This window comes from Streptomyces sp. NPDC000410, from assembly GCF_040300305.1.
In the GTDB taxonomy this organism is placed as follows: Bacteria; Actinomycetota; Actinomycetes; order Streptomycetales; family Streptomycetaceae; genus Streptomyces.
This window is the reverse complement of sequence record NZ_JBEPDM010000043.1, coordinates 42497-58345: the sequence shown is the minus strand read 5'-3', so window position 1 is coordinate 58345 and position 15849 is coordinate 42497. Positions and strand designations below refer to the sequence as shown.

Here is a 15849-nt window from a genome sequence, read left to right as displayed (position 1 = left end):
TCGGGCCCTCCCGGGCCCGGTGCGCAGGGTCAGGACTCCGACACGGACAACCCGGCGTCGGACACCGACACCCTGGTGGACGTCGACACCGGCCCAGCGCCCGTCGACAGTGCGCTGGCGCCGATCGACGTGGGTGGCACGAGCCTGGACTTCGACCCCACCACCCACACCACCAGCCCCACCACCTCCGACACCACCACCTCCGACGCCACCGACACCTCCGACACCACCACCTCCGACGCCACCGACACCTCCACCATCAGCAGTGCCGGAAGCCCCAGCGCCAACGGCAGCCAGCCGCAGGAGATCGGCCAGGCGCGCACCGGCCAGAGCAGTGTCGCCGGCAGCACCACGACCGGGCAGGACACGGGCAGTGGCGAACAGAACACCCCCGGACGCGGCCTGCACCAGCCCGACACCGCACAACGCCATCCCGACCAGGGCGTCACCCCCAACGCCAGCAAGAGCCCGGTCACTGTCAGCGGCCCTCATCCCGGGGACGGCACCTCAAGTCCGCTGCAAAGCACGCTCCGCGGCGCCTCCACGAACCTCACCACCGCTCAAACGTCGGACGCACTCAGGGCCGAGGTCCGCAACCAGGAAGGCAGTCCGCAGGTCGCCTACCAGATCAAGCAGGACAAAGACCTGGCCGGCAGCGACACCACCACACACAAGGCCGTCGAACTCACCCGTCACCTCGCCCTCGGTGAGCCGGAGAACCTTTCTCTTTCACCGGAACCCGGTACGGAATACGCCCCGCCTGCAACACATGTCGTCCTCAGCGGGCGCCCGACAACCACGTCGCAGCCTTCGGAGTTGTTCCAGTTCCCGTCCTTCGAGGAGGGGCCTGGAGCAAGCGACGTGTCGGACTCGGAGCCGGAGTACGACCACGACTCGGCCGAAGAAGAACCTCCGGGCACGGACCACAACGCCCTGGAGGAGAGCAGCGACCGAGAGCACAGCCAATGCCAGCACCCAGACGAGCAGCAGGACCAGGGACAGAACAAGGTCGAGGACGAGGAGTTCACGCCCTCGGCCGACACCGGGGGGTACCAGAGCGCCGGCCATCTGGTCCAGGACCTCCTCGACGCCATGGTTCCTCAGACGGCCCACAGTGACGGCACAGAAGCCTCTGGAACCGAATTGCTCGGCCGCGACCTGTTCGGCTTGCGCAAGGCTGCGCCTCCCCCGCCGTTCCTGGCCGGACACGACCACTCGAAGCTCACAGCCGAACAGACCGTCGAGTTCTTCAACCTGCTGAACTTGGCCAACCCGGACCAGGCCCCTTCACACGCGCAGATGCGCCCCGACGCGATCGAGCCGGCGTCTGGCAGCACGCATGTCCACGAGCCTTCCGACGAAGACCGTCACAATTGGGCCCCCGGCGACGTCCCGCCCCTTCCTGAGGTCCTGGAGACGCCGAACACGATCCACTCGATCTGGCTCGGTGGTCCACTACGCGACGACATCTGGAAGATGAGGGAATTCCGGGACAACCTGGCGCTGCGTGCTCGGACGCTCAGGAGCGAGGCCAAGGTGGTGCTCTGGACGGACGTGCCGCGGTCCATGTTCGAGAGGGCGGCCCAACCGCCTACCGAAACGGACAGCCCGGAGCTCGTGAACGTGCGCGACATGCTGGACTGGGCCCAGGCCAGTCGCATCACCCTTCTCCAGGTGCGCGAGGTCTTCCACGCCGACGCACCCATGTCCCTGCACGAGCACTTCATGACGGAGATGCTCAAGCAGACCGGCCCCGGTTACGCCGCGGCGAGCGACATCCTGCGGCTGGAGATCCTCCACCGCTTCGGCGGGATCTACTGCGACGGGGGCGACAACTGGATCAGCACACTGCGGTTCATCCGGGAGGCGCTCACCTCTCGCGAGGCATACGGGCTGGTCGCGGAACGGGGGACCCTTTCGAACAGCGTCTTCGTCATGGCCAAGGGACACCCCTTCGCCGCCGTGTACCTCGACGTCATCGCCGAGCAGTACACGAAGACCCAGCATGAACTCCTCCCTGAGTTCGGCGCTATCCCGGCAGAGGTCTTCACCGACACGGCCTTCTCTCCGCGACGGCACTCGGTGATGGCAAGAACCGGACCCGACGCCCTCCACGACGTCGCGAAGCGGCTGGGCCTCCCAGACTACAGACACCTGCCGACTGTCAAAGGCTTCAGAGTCAGGAGTTCCCTGGCCTGGATGGACCCTCCGGTGTCATCGAACGCACCCGGAACGACTGTCGCAGTAAGTAAGGCCGAGACGTTGTCCATGGCGAAGAAGGCTGTTCACACTCTCGTGCGGGACCTGCACAACCGGGACGGTGACCTGCATGTGACGCAGGTCGACGACATGCTGAGCGGGCATCCGCAGAAGGACCTGATCTGGGAAGGCGCCATCAAGTTCCTCTCCACCCAGCCCGACCTCGCCTCGCGGGTCCGTACGATCACCGATCGCCGCAGCGAACCCGGCAGCGACCACGCCGTGCACCTGCCGGCCGCGGCCCTCGAATTTCTCGACTTCGACTCCCCGCCGACCCGAGGGGAAACGCCCCTTGAGTGGCTCGCCGAGCAGCAAACCCCTGTCCGGCTGCGACAGAGCACACCGTCACCCGGTCCGGATGTCGTCAAACGCCGCTTCAAAGCCTTCCTCGACAACCCACCGACGCCGGCCCCCACGCCCACCGCCGCCTTGCCGGCGTTCGAGCCAGGGCTCGCCCCCCGATCGCTCTTCAACCAGGGCTACTTCTTCCCTCACCCCGACCACGACACCCACACTCCACAAGCCTTCTTCCACCTGCCCCAGCACGCCAGACTAACCAGCCTTGTCATGCACGGTCACGGCGGACAGCCCACCGTCGAAGGCACGGGCCTCAACGGCGTCGACTTCCACCACTACGCCCGCGCCAACAGACTCTGGAACGGCAGCACCCTCCTTCTCATGTTCGGCTGCGGGCAACTCGGCGGCCCCCACAGCACCGCCGCCGACACCGCCAGAACAGCAGGCGGCTGGGTCCTGGCCCCTACCGCCAAGGAAAGCGGCGTCCAAGCCCTCACCGGCCACTTCGTCTCTACCCTCTACGAAAGCCCACCCCAACCCACCCGGCCCTTCGCCCTCCACGGCCCCAACGGCGAATACCTCCCCCTCCACAACAACCTCACCGACAGCCTGACCGAACTAGGCCTTACCCACCCTTACACCTCCCATCAGCACACCGGCCTCATCACCCTCGGCCGCCTCCAGAAAGGCAAGGGAAAAGAGCCCGAGCAGATCCCGCCGAACACGTTCCAGGCAGAACCCCTCACCACCCACCTCACCCAGTCCACCCCCATCACCGAACCCCCTACCATCGCCACCGCCGCCCAACTCGCCTACGGCCTCGCCCCCGTCCCCGAGCCGCTGCCCGAAGTCCAACGCAGACTCTGGCCCCACTTCGTACCCGAGACCCCGTCACACATCGGCAAGGTCCACAAGCTGCTTCTCAAGAACCCCGAATACGAGAGAGCCTTCCGCGCTGCCAGAGGCGTCTGGGACAACGAGACCCTCACCGACCACAAAGCCCAGCAAGAATTCCACCGAATCGTCACCACCGAGCGCCTGCACTCCACCACCGCAGAACTGTGGTGGCAGCACCTCTACTGGCTCAACCTCGACGATCGCCAACCCTGGAACCAGATTCCCGGGAACACTCCACTGCCCGCGCATGCCGACATCGGCGAGATCGACCCCGCTCCGCCACCCGCACCCGAATGGCTGAGCATCCCCTCGTAGCGTAGAGGTCGTGACTGCAGGGGAAGCTGGGAGTCATGGCGGAGAAGAGGTGGAAGTTCGAGGCGGAGTTCCGTGAGGGGGCTGTCCGGATCGTGGCAGAGACCGGCAAGCCGATCGCGCAGGTCGCGAGGGAGCTTGGGATCGACGACACCACGCCGGCCGGCTGGGTCTCCCGTGGTTCTACAAGTGGCGCCGGCGACCGGCCGAGCCGACGATCCGCGAGGTCAGGGGCGCCCGACTGGAAGAGAGGATCACGTACCTTCCGCCTGCCGGGCGACACCTACGGCTCGCCGAGAATCACGCTCGACCTGTGGGCCGAGGGCTGGAAGGCCTTCGTGGACACGGTCGCCGGGGATCATGGCCGACCTGGGGCTGCGGGGCCGTAAGCCCCCGTGCGGGCGCCGCTCGTCGACCCGGCAGGGCAGGCGCAGGGCTGCCCGTGACCTGGTCGGCCGGCACTTCGACGCGGTCTCGCCGAACGTGCTCTGGGTGGGCGATATGACCGAAGTCGATACCGGGGAAGGGAAGTTGTACCTGGCCACGGTCATCGACCTGTTCTCGCGCCGACTGCTGGGCTGTGCAATGGGCGCTCACCACGACGCCTCCCTGGTCGCCGCGTCGCTGGATGGCGACCGCCACGCGCGGTGGCGCCGCGGACGGCGTGATCTTTCATAGTGATCGCGGCAGCGCTCCAACACACGTCGCAGGCACTCCGCGGCCGGGGGCCCACCGCCCGTCGAGTCCGAACGGATCACCAGCGAAGCACGCGCCAGCCGCCATCAGGAGGACTTGGCCGCACAAGGAAGGTCTCCACGCTTCCAGGGGATGGACATTCGGTCAGGACGACCCTTCCGACTCGTGACGCACGTACGTCGCGAGCAGCGCCACGTACGCGCACACGGGCCCTCTACGCCACTTCGCATCGAACTGCCCCGCATACGTACGTCACGTGGCCGATGATCCTGGCGGCGGCGAGGACCACTCTGGAGACAGACAGAGTGACAGGCAGCACGGAAGACAGACGCAGGCCGGCGGCCCAGCCGCCTCTGAGAAGGGCCAGGACCATGCTCAGCACCCTGACGACCCCCCTGAGAAACGCCGCTCCCCTCCCCACCGCGGCCTCGACGCAGGCACCGCCCTGTAAGGGAACAGCGCGGCCTACGGCGAGCGAAGCGCAGATCCGTGCGGTCATCGCCGAGAACGGCCCGGCGCTGCGTCGATTCACCCTCTCCCTCGTCAACGGGGACAGCACGCGGGCGGAGGAGCTGTACCAGGAGACGCTCATCCGCGCGTGGCAGCACCCGGAGGCGATCGCGGCGAGTGCCTCGTACTCCTCCTTCCGGCCCTGGCTCTTCACCGTCTCCCGGCGCATCGCCATCGACTGCGAGCGCGCCCGCAGGGCACGCCCTCAGGAGTCGGACGAGAACGCAGCCCTCGAACTGATCTCCGATGGCGCCGACGCGTTCGAGCGCATCCTCAATGTGCAGGCCGTACGCGAAGCGCTGATGGCACTCGGGCCGGACCACCGCGACGTACTCGTCTGCCTCTACTACAAGGGCCTCTCGGGCCAGGATGCAGCGAAGGAACTGGGTGTGCCCCTGGGCACCGTGAAGTCGCGGGCGCACTACGCCGTCAAAATGATGGAGCAACTCCTGGCACAAAACGGCTACGTCCAATGAGGCGCGCGCGGCGCAGCCGCTCCCACTCGAAGGGCCCCCCGGCGGAATCCCCCGCCCGAGGGGCCCTTCTTCGTGGACCGCGCCCGTTGCGGCGGCCTCGCGGCCGTCAGCCGGTGAGGTCCACCGGCAGCAGCAGTCCGAGTTCCGCCACGCCGGGGTTTTCCATCTTGTTGATCCGGCCGGCCTGACGCGTGATCATCTGCTCGAGGATCTGGCGTGCGAAACGTCCGTTGCCCGTGGTCGCCTCACCCAGCTTCGCCGCTCCGAAGACCTTCAGCAGGGCGGTCTGCGTCTCCGCGGCCAGCTGGTAGCCCATCTTCGTGGCGCTCTGGGTGAGGATGGTGACGAGCTCCCGCGCGCTGTAGTCCTCGAACTCGATGCGATGAGTGAAGCGCGAGTCCAGCCCGGGGTTGGTGGAGAGGAACCGCGCCATCTCCCCGGTGTAGCCGGCCGCGATCACGACCACCTCGTCGCGGTGGTCCTCCATCAGCTTCACCAGGGTGTCGATGGCCTCGCGGCCGTAGTCCCCGGAGCTGCCGCCGGGCGGAGCGAGGGTGTATGCCTCGTCGATGAACAGGACACCGCCATAGGCCCGTTTGAACGCCTCCATGGTCTTCTGCGCTGTCTGGCCGAGGTACTGGCCGACCAGATCCGCGCGCGCGACCTCGATGACCTGGCCGCGGGCCAGGATTCCCATCGACGCGAGCAGTTGGCCGTAGAGGCGGGCGATGGTGGTCTTGCCGGTGCCCGGGTTGCCGGAGAAGATCAGGTGGCGGCTGAGGGGCGGGACCGGCAGGCCTGCCTCCTTGCGGCGGCGGGCCGAGTCGAGCAGGTTGACCAGGTCGGTGACCTCCTTCTTGACCTGGGTGAGGCCGACCATCGAGCTGAGCTGCTGGAGCAGCTCCTCGGCGCTCCCTTCCTGCCCCGCACCAGTTCCCGCTCCGGCTCCGATGCCACTGCTCTGGCCCGCACCGATGTCTTCGGCGAGCAGGCGGGTGAGGTCTCCTGCGGACGCGTCCGCCTTCTCCGCCAGCCGGTACGCCTGGCGGTCGACCATCTCCTCGAAGGTCTTGCGCGCGGTGCGACCGTTGCCGAAGTTCTTGTCCCTGGCGATGCGTTCGAAATAGCCGTGAAGCCCCTTGCGCGCGCCTTCGTCCAGTTCGTAGCGATGGGATGCACACATGTTCTCGACAATCGTGACGAGTTCGGCAGAGGTGTAGTTGGTGAACTCGATGGTTCTGGTGAAGCGGGACGCGAGACCCGGGTTGGAGTCGAGGAAGTTGGTCATCTCGTGGGTGTAGCCGGCGGCGATCACGGCGACTCCCTCGCGGTGATCCTCCATGAGCTTGACGAGGGTGTCGATGGCTTCCTTTCCGAAGTCCGCGCCGCCACCGCCCTTTTGAGCGGTGAGCGTGTACGCCTCGTCGATGAAGAACACCCCGCCGAGGGCGCTGTTGAACGCGTCGGTGGTCTTCAGCGCGGTGCCGCCGACGACGGCCGCCACCAGATCGGCACGGGCCACCTCCACCATGTGGCCCTTCTCCAGGACGCCGAGTACGTTGAGGATCTTGCCGTAGAGGCGTGCGACGGTCGTCTTGCCCGTTCCGGGTGGGCCGGCGAAGATCAGGTGGCGGCTCATCGGCGGGGCGGGCAGGCCGATCTGCTCACGCCGGCGGCCCAGGCTGATGAGATTGATGAGCGTGGACACCTCATGCTTCACGCCTTCCAGGCCGACCAGGGAGTCGAGTTCGGCCCGCAGCTCGCCGAGCAGATCGTCGGGCTGGTCGCCGCCCATGGACCGCATGTCGTCGCCGAGGGTGCGCCGGTTGACGATCCCCGTCTCCGCCGCGGGTGGGGGCGTGGCACCGGCCGACGCCGAGCCCTGGGCGTCGGTACGACCGTTGTTCTGGCTGGTGAGTGACTCCACGACCATCCGGTCATTGGGCACCATCTGGCGGATGCCCGAACCCTTGTTGTCGCGTACCGCGTTGTCGATAAGCTTGAACGCCTGCGCCGTCTCGACGTGGATTCCGTCACCCTCGTTGCGGAAGATCTCGCAGCCGGTGACCGTACCGACGGCCTCCTGGCCCAGCTGGATTCCGTGGCTCTTACAGCCGTGGACGCGTGAACGGGCGAGGGCGACGTCACTGTCGCTGACGACGACGCCCTGAGCGGCGGATTCGTAGATGTCGCACTCGCGGAAGTCACCGACGCCTTCGTCCTCCACGCGAAGACCGGCCTGGCCACTCCCGGTGACGCTGGTCCCGCTGACATAGGGGTTGCCCTCCCGGGCGACGTAGATACCGGCCGCGGCGCTGTCCGCGATCTCGCAGTCCTCCAGCCGTCCACGGCCCTTCTCGCTGACGTCCACCCCGTGGCTGCCTGCGCCGTTCACCTGGATACGGCGGAGCAGCGGATTTGCTCCGTCACGGATGGCCACGCCCTGCCTGCCGGGGTTCAGCAGCCGCAGCTGCTCGAACTCGCCGGCCGCTTCCTCGGTGACGACGAGTCCTACGTTGGCCGCGTTCTCCACGGAGACATCGGACAGCTTGGGTTCGCTGCCTTCACCGACCCAGATCGCGGGCGCCTCCACACCGTCGATCCGGCAGCCCTCGACCGTAGCGAGAGACCGGCCGATGATCTGCAGCGCATGGCCTGTCACCTTCTCGATCACGGTCCGACGCAGGGTGGGAGAGGCCCCGCCGGCGAATGCGACGCCGTGCCCTCCCAGCCCGCGGAAGGTGCAGTCCTCGATGGTGACGTCCCCGGTGCTTCCCACGAAGAGACCGGTGTCGGCGCTGTCCCGCACCGTCGTGCGCAGGAGGTGTGCGGAGGATTCGCTGTCGATCGCGACTGCCGGCTTCTCGATGGCGCTGATGTCGCACCGCTCCACGAATGCACCGGCCCTGCCGGTGACGCACAGCCCGTTGCCCGAGGCACGGCGAAGCGTGCTGTCGCGCATCACGAGCCGGGACTGCTCGGTGAGCACGACGCCCGAGGTGTCCACGTCCTGGATGGTGGAACGCTCGATGCTCGTGCTGGTGCCGCCCATGGTGACGATGCCGGCTCCGGTCCCGTTGGTCACGGTGGAGCCGCTGAGCGCGAGTCCGCCCTGATCACGGACGAGTACGGCGGTCCAGGAGGCACCGTGGATCTCACAGTCCTCCACGGCGGCCTGGCCCAGGGGCACGTCGAGGGCGGGACGTTCGCCGTCTTCGGATCGGAGGACCAGGCCCCGGAGGCGGACCGCGGCGGAGGCGATGACGACGGGGCTGCCGTCGCTGGAGACGACTTCGACGCTGCCCGGGCCCTCGGACGCGGTGAGGGTGACGTCCTTGTGGACGACGACGCTCTCCTCGTAGCGGCCCGGCCTGATGGAGATCACCGAGCCGGGCCGGGCGGCGGCGACGGCCTCGCTGATCATGGGGTGACAGCGGGGCTGGTCACGTGCGACGGTCAGCTGGGGTGATGACATCAGGATCCCTTCCGGCATGTCATGAACGCCGGTCATTCGGTGGCGGAGAAACCCTCGCCGTCAGTGGTGGACAGGGAGTCGCCGCCCGTGCGGCCGTTCTCGGTGCCGCCGGGCGCAGGCAGCTCGGTCACGAACTCGGCCAGACCGGAGGCGGCGGCCGCGGGGCCGACCGAGGCGGCGAACCCGTCTCCGGTCGGTGCCGCGGGGGTGGACTTCTTGAGGTTCACCCCGATGCGGTGGCTGTAGTCGCGCATGGCGGCGGGGCACTGGTCGAGCGGTTTGCCGCACACGGCACAGACGGCGATGGAGCCGTGGGTCATGGCATGTCCCTTCAGTCAGGTGCCGGAAGCCGGCAGGAGGGGAGGGCCTCTCCGCGCCGCCCACCGGATGGGGTCGGCGGGCGGCGCGGAGAGGCCCGAGAGAGGTCCTGCTAGTGGCGCTTGCCTCCGCCGCCACCGCCGGTGGGGGGCTTGGGAGTGCTCTTCGGCTTACTGCCGTTCGTGTCGACGGGCTTCCCCGTGCCCGTGCCGGTGCCGGTTGCCGTTCCGCCACCCGCCTTGCCGCCCGCCGCGGCGTCGGTGGAGGTCAGGGCATCGGCGAGGCTGTAGCCCATCTGGGCCGTACCCTTGTACCCCTTCACGGTGCCGTCGCCGGTGATCTGGACCATGTTCTGCATGTCCTTCGCACCCTTGCGCATCTCCGTGGCGCTCTCGTCGAAGTCCGCGCCGAAGCAGGGCATGTACTGCGCACAGAGGCCCGCGAACTTGCCGAGATTGCCCTCGATGTCCTTGGCCACGTTGGTGACCTTGTTGGACAGCTGGGTGATGACAGTCGTGTCGACCTGAATAGCCATCAGTCCTCCTCCTGGCCCGTGCTCGCCGGCTTGACCCTCGAGGTGTAGGGAAGGTTCGCGGACTCAGGGACCTGGGGCAGGAACGAGGTGAAGTCGAACGTTCCGTTCATGAGCCCGTCGTAGTCGAGGCCCTCGAAGAGATGCGGTGTCACCTGCTCGCGCATGCGCTCGTCGACCTGCTCCCGGGCCTTCCTGGTGGTGTCGAGGATCAGCTTCGCGAGCGCTGCGGGGGTCATCCGCTGGAAGTCCTTGCTGTGGAACTTCAGATCGGTCAGCTCTCCCCGCGCGCCGACCGTGACGGACAGGTTCCTCTTGTCGGACATCGCGGTGGCCGATGCGGTACGGAACGTTTCCTGCAACTCGGCGTTCCTGGCCGTCACCTCGGTGAGCTCGCGGCTCATCTCGTCGATGAGCGACTTGAGCTCGGGGATCGGTACGCGCGGCATGCCGGTCTGACCAGCGGGGCCGCTGCCGGGGTCTGCCATGATTCAGCTCCTTCGATTTCGACGTCGCGGGCGAGCGGGTAGGACCCTTCGGGGGATCCGCCGCGCCTCGCCGTCCGGGACACCACGTACTACGTGGGGGCGCGCTCGAAGTTCGACGGATCATGGACGGCTCGGCTCACGCCCTGCCGATGACGGCATTGCCGCCCGCCTGCTCCGTGCCCCACACGTTGTCGCGGTCCTCGCGCAGATCGGTGCCTTCGTCCCCGTCCGGGCCGTGCGCGCCGACCTTGCGCCTCGGGGCTTCGTTCTGCGGGGCGCCGCCGAAGCCGCCCATGGGAGGCATGTGAGGGGTCGAGCCCGATCGGCCCGGCGGCGCCTCGGCGAGCGTCTGCCCGGGCGGCGAGCCCGCGGAGATGGTGCCTGGCACGCCGCGGCCCCCGCCGATCAGTCGCTCGAGCAGGTCGCGGCCGTCTTGACCCGTGAAGCCCTTGATGTGCTTGAGGCCGTCGAGGTTGGGCATGCCGGGTGGCGCGGGAACGCGTGCACCTGCCCCTCCCGGCAGACCCGTCCCGCCCAGCCCGCCGGTCAGCAGCACCGCGGGAGGCGGCGCCACGTCGAGACCGTCGAGCAGGCCGTGACCGTCCAGGTCGGCGCTGTAGCTCCTGCGCCCCTCGTCTTCCCCGTCCGCGGTGCCGCCGGGTATGGCTCCCAGCGGGGCCGGAACGGGGGTCGCGCCCCAGCCACCGTGGCTCCCGGAGCCGGTGTCCGATTCCTGTACGTGGCCGGGGAGTTCGGGCGCATCGACCTGCCCGGGTGTTCCGAGCTGGTTCCCCGGCGTACGAAGGTCGTCCACGCCGCCGACCGGGGTGCCGCCGCCGTGGCCGGGCAAGCCGGAGTCCTGGCCGCCGATTACCGGCGCCGGCGGGGGTACGTGGCCGAGGGGGCCGCTGAACCCGCTGCCTCCGTTGCCACCCGCACCGATCCCGGGCCCGCCGTCTCCTGTCGGCGCGCCCAGCACGCCGCTCGGCGGCGCCACGTACGCCTGGCCCCCACCGGATCCACCCCCGGGGGAAATCGGGACCGTCGGTGGCGGAGCCACGAGATGGTCCCCCGGCGGGCCTCCCAAGGACGGCGGCCTCCCCCCACCGTCCGAGCCGCCCAAGCCGCCCGCGCCACCCGGTCCTCCCGGTGCGGGCGGCGGGGATTGCACTGGGTGCGCGCTCCCGCCATCCCCGTTGACCCGCAGACGGCCGCCGTCCCCGACGCCACTGCCGCGCAGTGTTCCCCTGTCGGTCCAGGAACCGCCCCGTCCTGCCCAGGGATCGCGGAGCCCCCCGGGCCCGTGAAGAGTCGGGGAGCCGGACGGCCCGTTCGGGTTGACGAAGTCGCCCTTCGGCGGCGCCAGCGCCTCCTGGCCGTCCCGGTAGCGGCCGGCAAGCCTCGTGAGGATGTCCCGCAGGGCGTTGGTGTAGGCCTCCTTGACCTTCGGATACTTCGACACGTGGACGATCTCGTTGGGCGGATCGCCGTGCCAGGGTGCCTCCGGAGGCTTCACCGCGAAGGGCAGGATCGCGTTCCCCGCCACGTTGAGGGGGTTGCTGGACCACTCCTTGAGATCCCGCTGATACGTGGTGATCGTGTCCAGGACCGCTTTCCGCTCGGCCTCCCGGACCTCCGCGATCGCCTTGCCGAGTGCGTCTCCCAGACCGTCGACAGGCACGTGGTAGGTGGACAGTACACGGAGGTGGGCGTCCATCGACGTCAGGTTCGCCCACATCAGATTGTGGAGTCCGTCGGCTGCGGGACCGCTCCACTGCCCGTTGTCACCGACCAGCCTCTCGGTCGCCGAGAAGAGGTTGTCCCGCACGTCCGAGAGGTTGAACATCGCCTTCCGGAAGACGTTGGCCGTGTCGTAGAAGCTCTGGGGGTTACTCGTCTGCTGCAGGGCCTGGTCGAGGTTCTCGGCCGTGGTGTTGTTGAACGCACCCATGATCGCCAGATAGCACTCCTGCCAAGTCCAGGACCCATAGTTCCCGTTACCCGGCACATAGTGACCGCCGTTGTCAGCCATGGCGCGCGTTCGCCTCCTCCGTCTTCTCGAACCTCACGGGCGGACCGTCCTCAGCCGTGCCCGATGACGCCGATTCCCGCCTCGGGCTCCGCGCCCCACACCTCTTCCTCCTCCGTCAGCCAGGTCACCCGCTCCTCATCGCGGTTCTGCTGAGGCGGAACCCCTCCGCCCATGCCACCCATCGGCGGCATGAACGGCATCCCGCTACCCGGCCCGGACATGCCGTTGGCTCCCGCCACGCCGTCGGTTCCTGCAGCCTCCCCCTCCGCCTGGCCCTTCCTCTGCTGCTCGGCCAACTCCTCAGGCGTGAGGTCCGTGGTCTTGAGGTTTCCGACACCGGTGACGCTGCCTGCACCCGACGTGTCGTCGCTCAGGCCCTTGGGCTTGCCAGGAACGGTCAGGCCGTTCTTCAATCCGTCACTGAGCGTGCCGCTGTCGACGAGTTTGCCAAGCTTCGGGTTGGCGCCGGGCAGGCTGGCCGGCAGGTCGGAGTTCGGCCGGAACAGCCCTCCCGTAGTCGGGTACATGCTGCCGAGGGGATATCCCGGCGTGCCCTCGAGCTCTGCCTTCTGCCGGGCGAAGTCGAGCTCTGCCTGGGTCAGCGGGGAGGGTGCGAACGGCTCCCCGAACCCCTTGTTCAGCCCGAGTTGTTCGACCTCCTGCGGAGTGAAGCGCGAGGTGTCCAGCGGCGGATACTCCGGCATCGGGACGTCACTGGGCGGGGTGATCAGGTTGTCGAGCCCGGGAGTACTACCGCTCAGGCCCCCCGTGCTGTTCAGGTCGCCCAGCCCGGGGACGTCGGGCGGAGTACCGAGCCCGGGGATGTCGGGCGAAGCACCGAGCCCTGGCACGTCCGGGGCACTGAAGTCGGGCATCCCGGGGCTCGGGACGGACGGACCACCGCCGGGACCTGCCAGGTCGCCGAGGCCAGGCATACCGGGGACCGGGACCGACCCACCACCGCCGAGGCCGGGGCTGGTGAGGTTGTCCAGGTCGGGCATCGAAGGAGTAGGCGGGAGCTTCATGCCTCCCAACCCGTCCTTGAGACCGTCCCCGAAGTTCCCGAGGCCGTCCTTCAGGCCCTTCCCGAATTTATCGAAACCGTCCCCGAGGCTGTCGAAGTCGATCTTCGGGGGCTTGGCGGACGAATTCCCTGAGCCGCCTGCGCCACCCGCGCCGGCACCCTTGCCCGGCATCGGTTTACGTATGTCACGCAGGAGGAGCAGGTACTCGGCGGCCAAGTGCTTCAGAACACTTCGCATACCCACGGTGATGTACTGATACGTCGCATGATAGGCAGAGGGGTAGTAGATCGTCCCCCCCTTTTCATCTGCGAAAGGAGTCCTGAATCCTTTGCCCCGATCGGGCCAGTAGCCGGCGTTCCAGAGGTCACGAATGTACTGCTGGGTTCGCTCGTTCACCGTGTGCACGTCGATGATGGCCTGATGCAGCCGGTCACCCATGGCCCAGATGACGTCGACGTAAGCAGGTGCCGTGGCGAGCGGAATACGCCAGTAGCGGATCGTGTTCGCCATTTCGACGAAAAGGTCCTTGGCTGAATCTGCCGCCTCCCCACTCCATGCCGAATCGACATCACTCGCGGTGTCGCCGAAGAGTCGAGCCATGTGCCTCCGCAGCAGTTCGTGTGCCTGCTCGAGCTGGCCATCCACATTCCGGAACATCAGAGCCGTCGCCCAGAGCGTCTCCGGATTGCTGACACCCCTGGTGATCGAGTCTGTATCGGTCTGCCATCCGCTCCCGTACCCGAGAATGGCACTCATGCACTGAGCCCACTCCCACTGGTCATAGTCGGAGGAACTCGGCTTCGCATCCTTGTCGTCATCAGCCATACTTCATCATCCAGTTCCTGCTAGATGGTCCTCGAGTTTCTCACTTGTCGATGAGGCCTTCGGCGCCCGGATTTGAGATCCAGGCGCCCTCGGCTTCAATTATTGCCCCCGCCCGGCTAGTTCTCCTTAGGGGGAGAGAACCATCCGGGGTGGGTGATGTCATCTTTCTTGGAAATGTTCTGCGGCGGCGCCCCCGGAGGTGTATACGTTGAGCCGCCGCTACTCTTTCCACCCGCCCCAGGATCTGCGAACGAACTGGGCAGAAGCGGCTGCACGAAACCGATGATGCCCTCAAGCTCATCCGCCAGGGCGTCGTTCAACTCGCCGGTCTCGCGATACTTGGCGGCGATCACCTGGAGGGATTTGATGAACTCGTCGATCGCCGTTCGGAGTTGCTGGAGGTTGACGTAGTACTGATCGGCGCGGCCACCGGAGCTCCAACCGATGATGGTGTTGACTACGTTGTTCGCCTCTTCGAAATTGCCGGGTAGGAGATGCGCGGTCTTGAGTAGCATCATGATCGACTCAAGGTCGGCAGATACGGCTTGCAGCGCCTTGATGAACGTGTCGAGTGCTTCGGGGGTGACCTTTATCTTCTTCTTGCTCTTACTGCCAGTCTTGCCATCATCCCCCTTCTCGTCCCTGTCCCCCTTATCGCCGCTCTTGCCTTCGCCCTTGCCCTTGTCCTCGTCATCATCCTTTTCGTCGCCCTTATCACCCTTCCCGTCCTCCTTTCCGTCACCCTTCTCGGCCTCGTGCGGCCGCTCCTCCTTCTCGTCCTCGTCCTTCTCGTCCTTCCCGTCCTTGCCCTTGTCCCCGTCGTCCTCGTCGTCGTCCTTCCCGTCCTCGTCGTCCTCGTCGTCCTCGTCGTCGTCCTTCCCGTCCTCGTCGTCCTCGACGCTCTCCTCGTCCTCCTCGTCCTTCTTGTCTCCCTTCTCATCCTCGTCTTCGTCTTCGTCGTCCTTACTCCCGCCGGCGTTACCCGAGTTGGTTCCGGATCCGCCGGTGCCTCCCCCGGAGCCCGAGCCGCCGCCGTCACTCGTTCCAGTGCCGCTACCGCTACCACTGCCGGAACCCGAACCTGAGCCGGTTCCTGGGCCATCGTCGGTCGCGGTCCCAGTCCCCGTGGTCGGGGAACCAGAACCAGAGCCGGCACCAGAACCTCCCGGGCCAGTACCGCCACCAACGCTGTCACCACCTCCGCCACCGCTGGACACCGGCGGGCCACTCGGCGAAGAGGTCGAGGAGTCGCCCCCCTGAGTCGGCGTCCCCCCACCCTTGCCACCAGAGCTGCCGGCTGGACCGCCGCCGTCGCCGTTGACCTCGGATTCTTTCTTGTCCACGGGAGGCGAAACCGTCCCGCCCTTTTCGCCCGGCGTCCCCTCACTCACTCCGCCGGAATTACCCCCACCGCCCGCACCACCGTCATCACCGGTGGAATTACCCCCGCTGTTGTTCTTGTTGTCGCCACGCAGCGCATCGCTGATGGACGGGCCTCCGTCATTCGATGAGTTCCCCGCACCCGGTGAGCCGTTCGAGGGGCCCGTACCGGAATCGCGATCCCCGCCGGACTGCCCGTTGCTGTTGCCATTCCCCTGGCCGTCGCCGGACTGCCCATTGCCGTTGCCGTTGCCGTTGCCGTCGTCGTCCTGCGCCTTGCCCTTGCCGTTGCCGTCGTCGTCCTGCGCCTTGCCGTTGCCGTTGCCG

The 15849-nt window shown here is 67.5% G+C and carries 10 protein-coding genes and 1 pseudogene; 4 read left to right on the top strand and 7 right to left on the bottom strand.

What is annotated here, in order from left to right; genetic code table 11:
- Window positions 1-75: 75 nt before the first annotated feature.
- The 4 genes from ABT342_RS30075 (at window position 76) to ABT342_RS30060 (ending at window position 5447) form a co-directional block, all read left to right on the top strand.
- On the top strand, window positions 76-3768 hold the full coding sequence (locus tag ABT342_RS30075; RefSeq protein WP_351580834.1) for a glycosyltransferase family 32 protein: 3693 nt from the start codon (window positions 76-78) through the stop codon (window positions 3766-3768).
- Between the two features lie 35 nt (window positions 3769-3803).
- On the top strand, window positions 3804-4154 hold the full coding sequence (locus ABT342_RS30070) for a transposase (RefSeq protein WP_351580831.1): 351 nt from the start codon (window positions 3804-3806) through the stop codon (window positions 4152-4154).
- Window positions 4126-4443, top strand: a complete 318-nt coding sequence (locus ABT342_RS30065) for a DDE-type integrase/transposase/recombinase (RefSeq protein WP_502965637.1) — start codon at window positions 4126-4128, stop codon at window positions 4441-4443. Before ABT342_RS30070 ends, ABT342_RS30065 begins: the two co-directional genes overlap by 29 nt.
- 389 nt (window positions 4444-4832) lie before the next feature.
- A complete protein-coding gene (locus tag ABT342_RS30060; RefSeq protein ID WP_351580828.1) occupies window positions 4833-5447 on the top strand; it encodes a sigma-70 family RNA polymerase sigma factor in 615 nt (204 codons plus the stop codon).
- 106 nt (window positions 5448-5553) lie between these two features.
- Here ABT342_RS30060 and ABT342_RS30055 read toward each other — a convergent pair whose 3' ends face one another.
- The 7 genes and pseudogenes from ABT342_RS30055 to ABT342_RS30025 all read right to left on the bottom strand — a co-directional run.
- The gene (locus tag ABT342_RS30055) at window positions 5554-8922 is read right to left on the bottom strand and encodes a right-handed parallel beta-helix repeat-containing protein (RefSeq protein WP_351580825.1); all 3369 of its coding nucleotides are present in this window, start codon (window positions 8920-8922) and stop codon (window positions 5554-5556) included.
- A 32-nt stretch (window positions 8923-8954) separates the two neighbouring features.
- The gene (locus ABT342_RS30050) at window positions 8955-9242 is read right to left on the bottom strand and encodes a hypothetical protein (protein WP_351580822.1); all 288 of its coding nucleotides are present in this window, start codon (window positions 9240-9242) and stop codon (window positions 8955-8957) included.
- 110 nt (window positions 9243-9352) lie between these two features.
- Window positions 9353-9775, bottom strand: a complete 423-nt coding sequence (locus ABT342_RS30045) for a hypothetical protein (protein ID WP_351580819.1) — start codon at window positions 9773-9775, stop codon at window positions 9353-9355.
- A complete protein-coding gene (locus tag ABT342_RS30040) occupies window positions 9775-10260 on the bottom strand; it encodes a YbaB/EbfC family nucleoid-associated protein (protein ID WP_351580816.1) in 486 nt (161 codons plus the stop codon). Before ABT342_RS30040 ends, ABT342_RS30045 begins: the two co-directional genes overlap by 1 nt.
- Window positions 10261-10396: 136 nt before the next feature.
- A complete protein-coding gene (locus tag ABT342_RS30035) occupies window positions 10397-12292 on the bottom strand; it encodes a hypothetical protein (RefSeq protein WP_351580814.1) in 1896 nt (631 codons plus the stop codon).
- A gap of 50 nt (window positions 12293-12342) precedes the next feature.
- Window positions 12343-14142 carry a hypothetical protein gene (locus ABT342_RS30030; protein WP_351580811.1) on the bottom strand — a complete coding sequence of 600 codons (1800 nt, stop codon included), beginning with the start codon at window positions 14140-14142 and terminating at the stop codon, window positions 12343-12345.
- Window positions 14143-14258: 116 nt separating this feature from the next.
- Window positions 14259-15849: pseudogene (locus tag ABT342_RS30025) on the bottom strand (hypothetical protein); the annotation flags it as partial.

Coding starts and splice junctions, on each gene's coding strand:
- ABT342_RS30060 (WP_351580828.1), top strand. CDS start 4,833: ATGCTCAGCACCCTGACGACCCCCCTGAGAAACGCCGCTCCCCTCCCC.
- ABT342_RS30065 (WP_502965637.1), top strand. CDS start 4,126: ATGGCCGACCTGGGGCTGCGGGGCCGTAAGCCCCCGTGCGGGCGCCGC.
- ABT342_RS30050 (WP_351580822.1), bottom strand. CDS start 9,242: ATGACCCACGGCTCCATCGCCGTCTGTGCCGTGTGCGGCAAACCGCTC.
- ABT342_RS30035 (WP_351580814.1), bottom strand. CDS start 12,292: ATGGCTGACAACGGCGGTCACTATGTGCCGGGTAACGGGAACTATGGG.
- ABT342_RS30055 (WP_351580825.1), bottom strand. CDS start 8,922: ATGTCATCACCCCAGCTGACCGTCGCACGTGACCAGCCCCGCTGTCAC.
- ABT342_RS30040 (WP_351580816.1), bottom strand. CDS start 10,260: ATGGCAGACCCCGGCAGCGGCCCCGCTGGTCAGACCGGCATGCCGCGC.
- ABT342_RS30070 (WP_351580831.1), top strand. CDS start 3,804: ATGGCGGAGAAGAGGTGGAAGTTCGAGGCGGAGTTCCGTGAGGGGGCT.
- ABT342_RS30045 (WP_351580819.1), bottom strand. CDS start 9,775: ATGGCTATTCAGGTCGACACGACTGTCATCACCCAGCTGTCCAACAAG.
- ABT342_RS30030 (WP_351580811.1), bottom strand. CDS start 14,142: ATGGCTGATGACGACAAGGATGCGAAGCCGAGTTCCTCCGACTATGAC.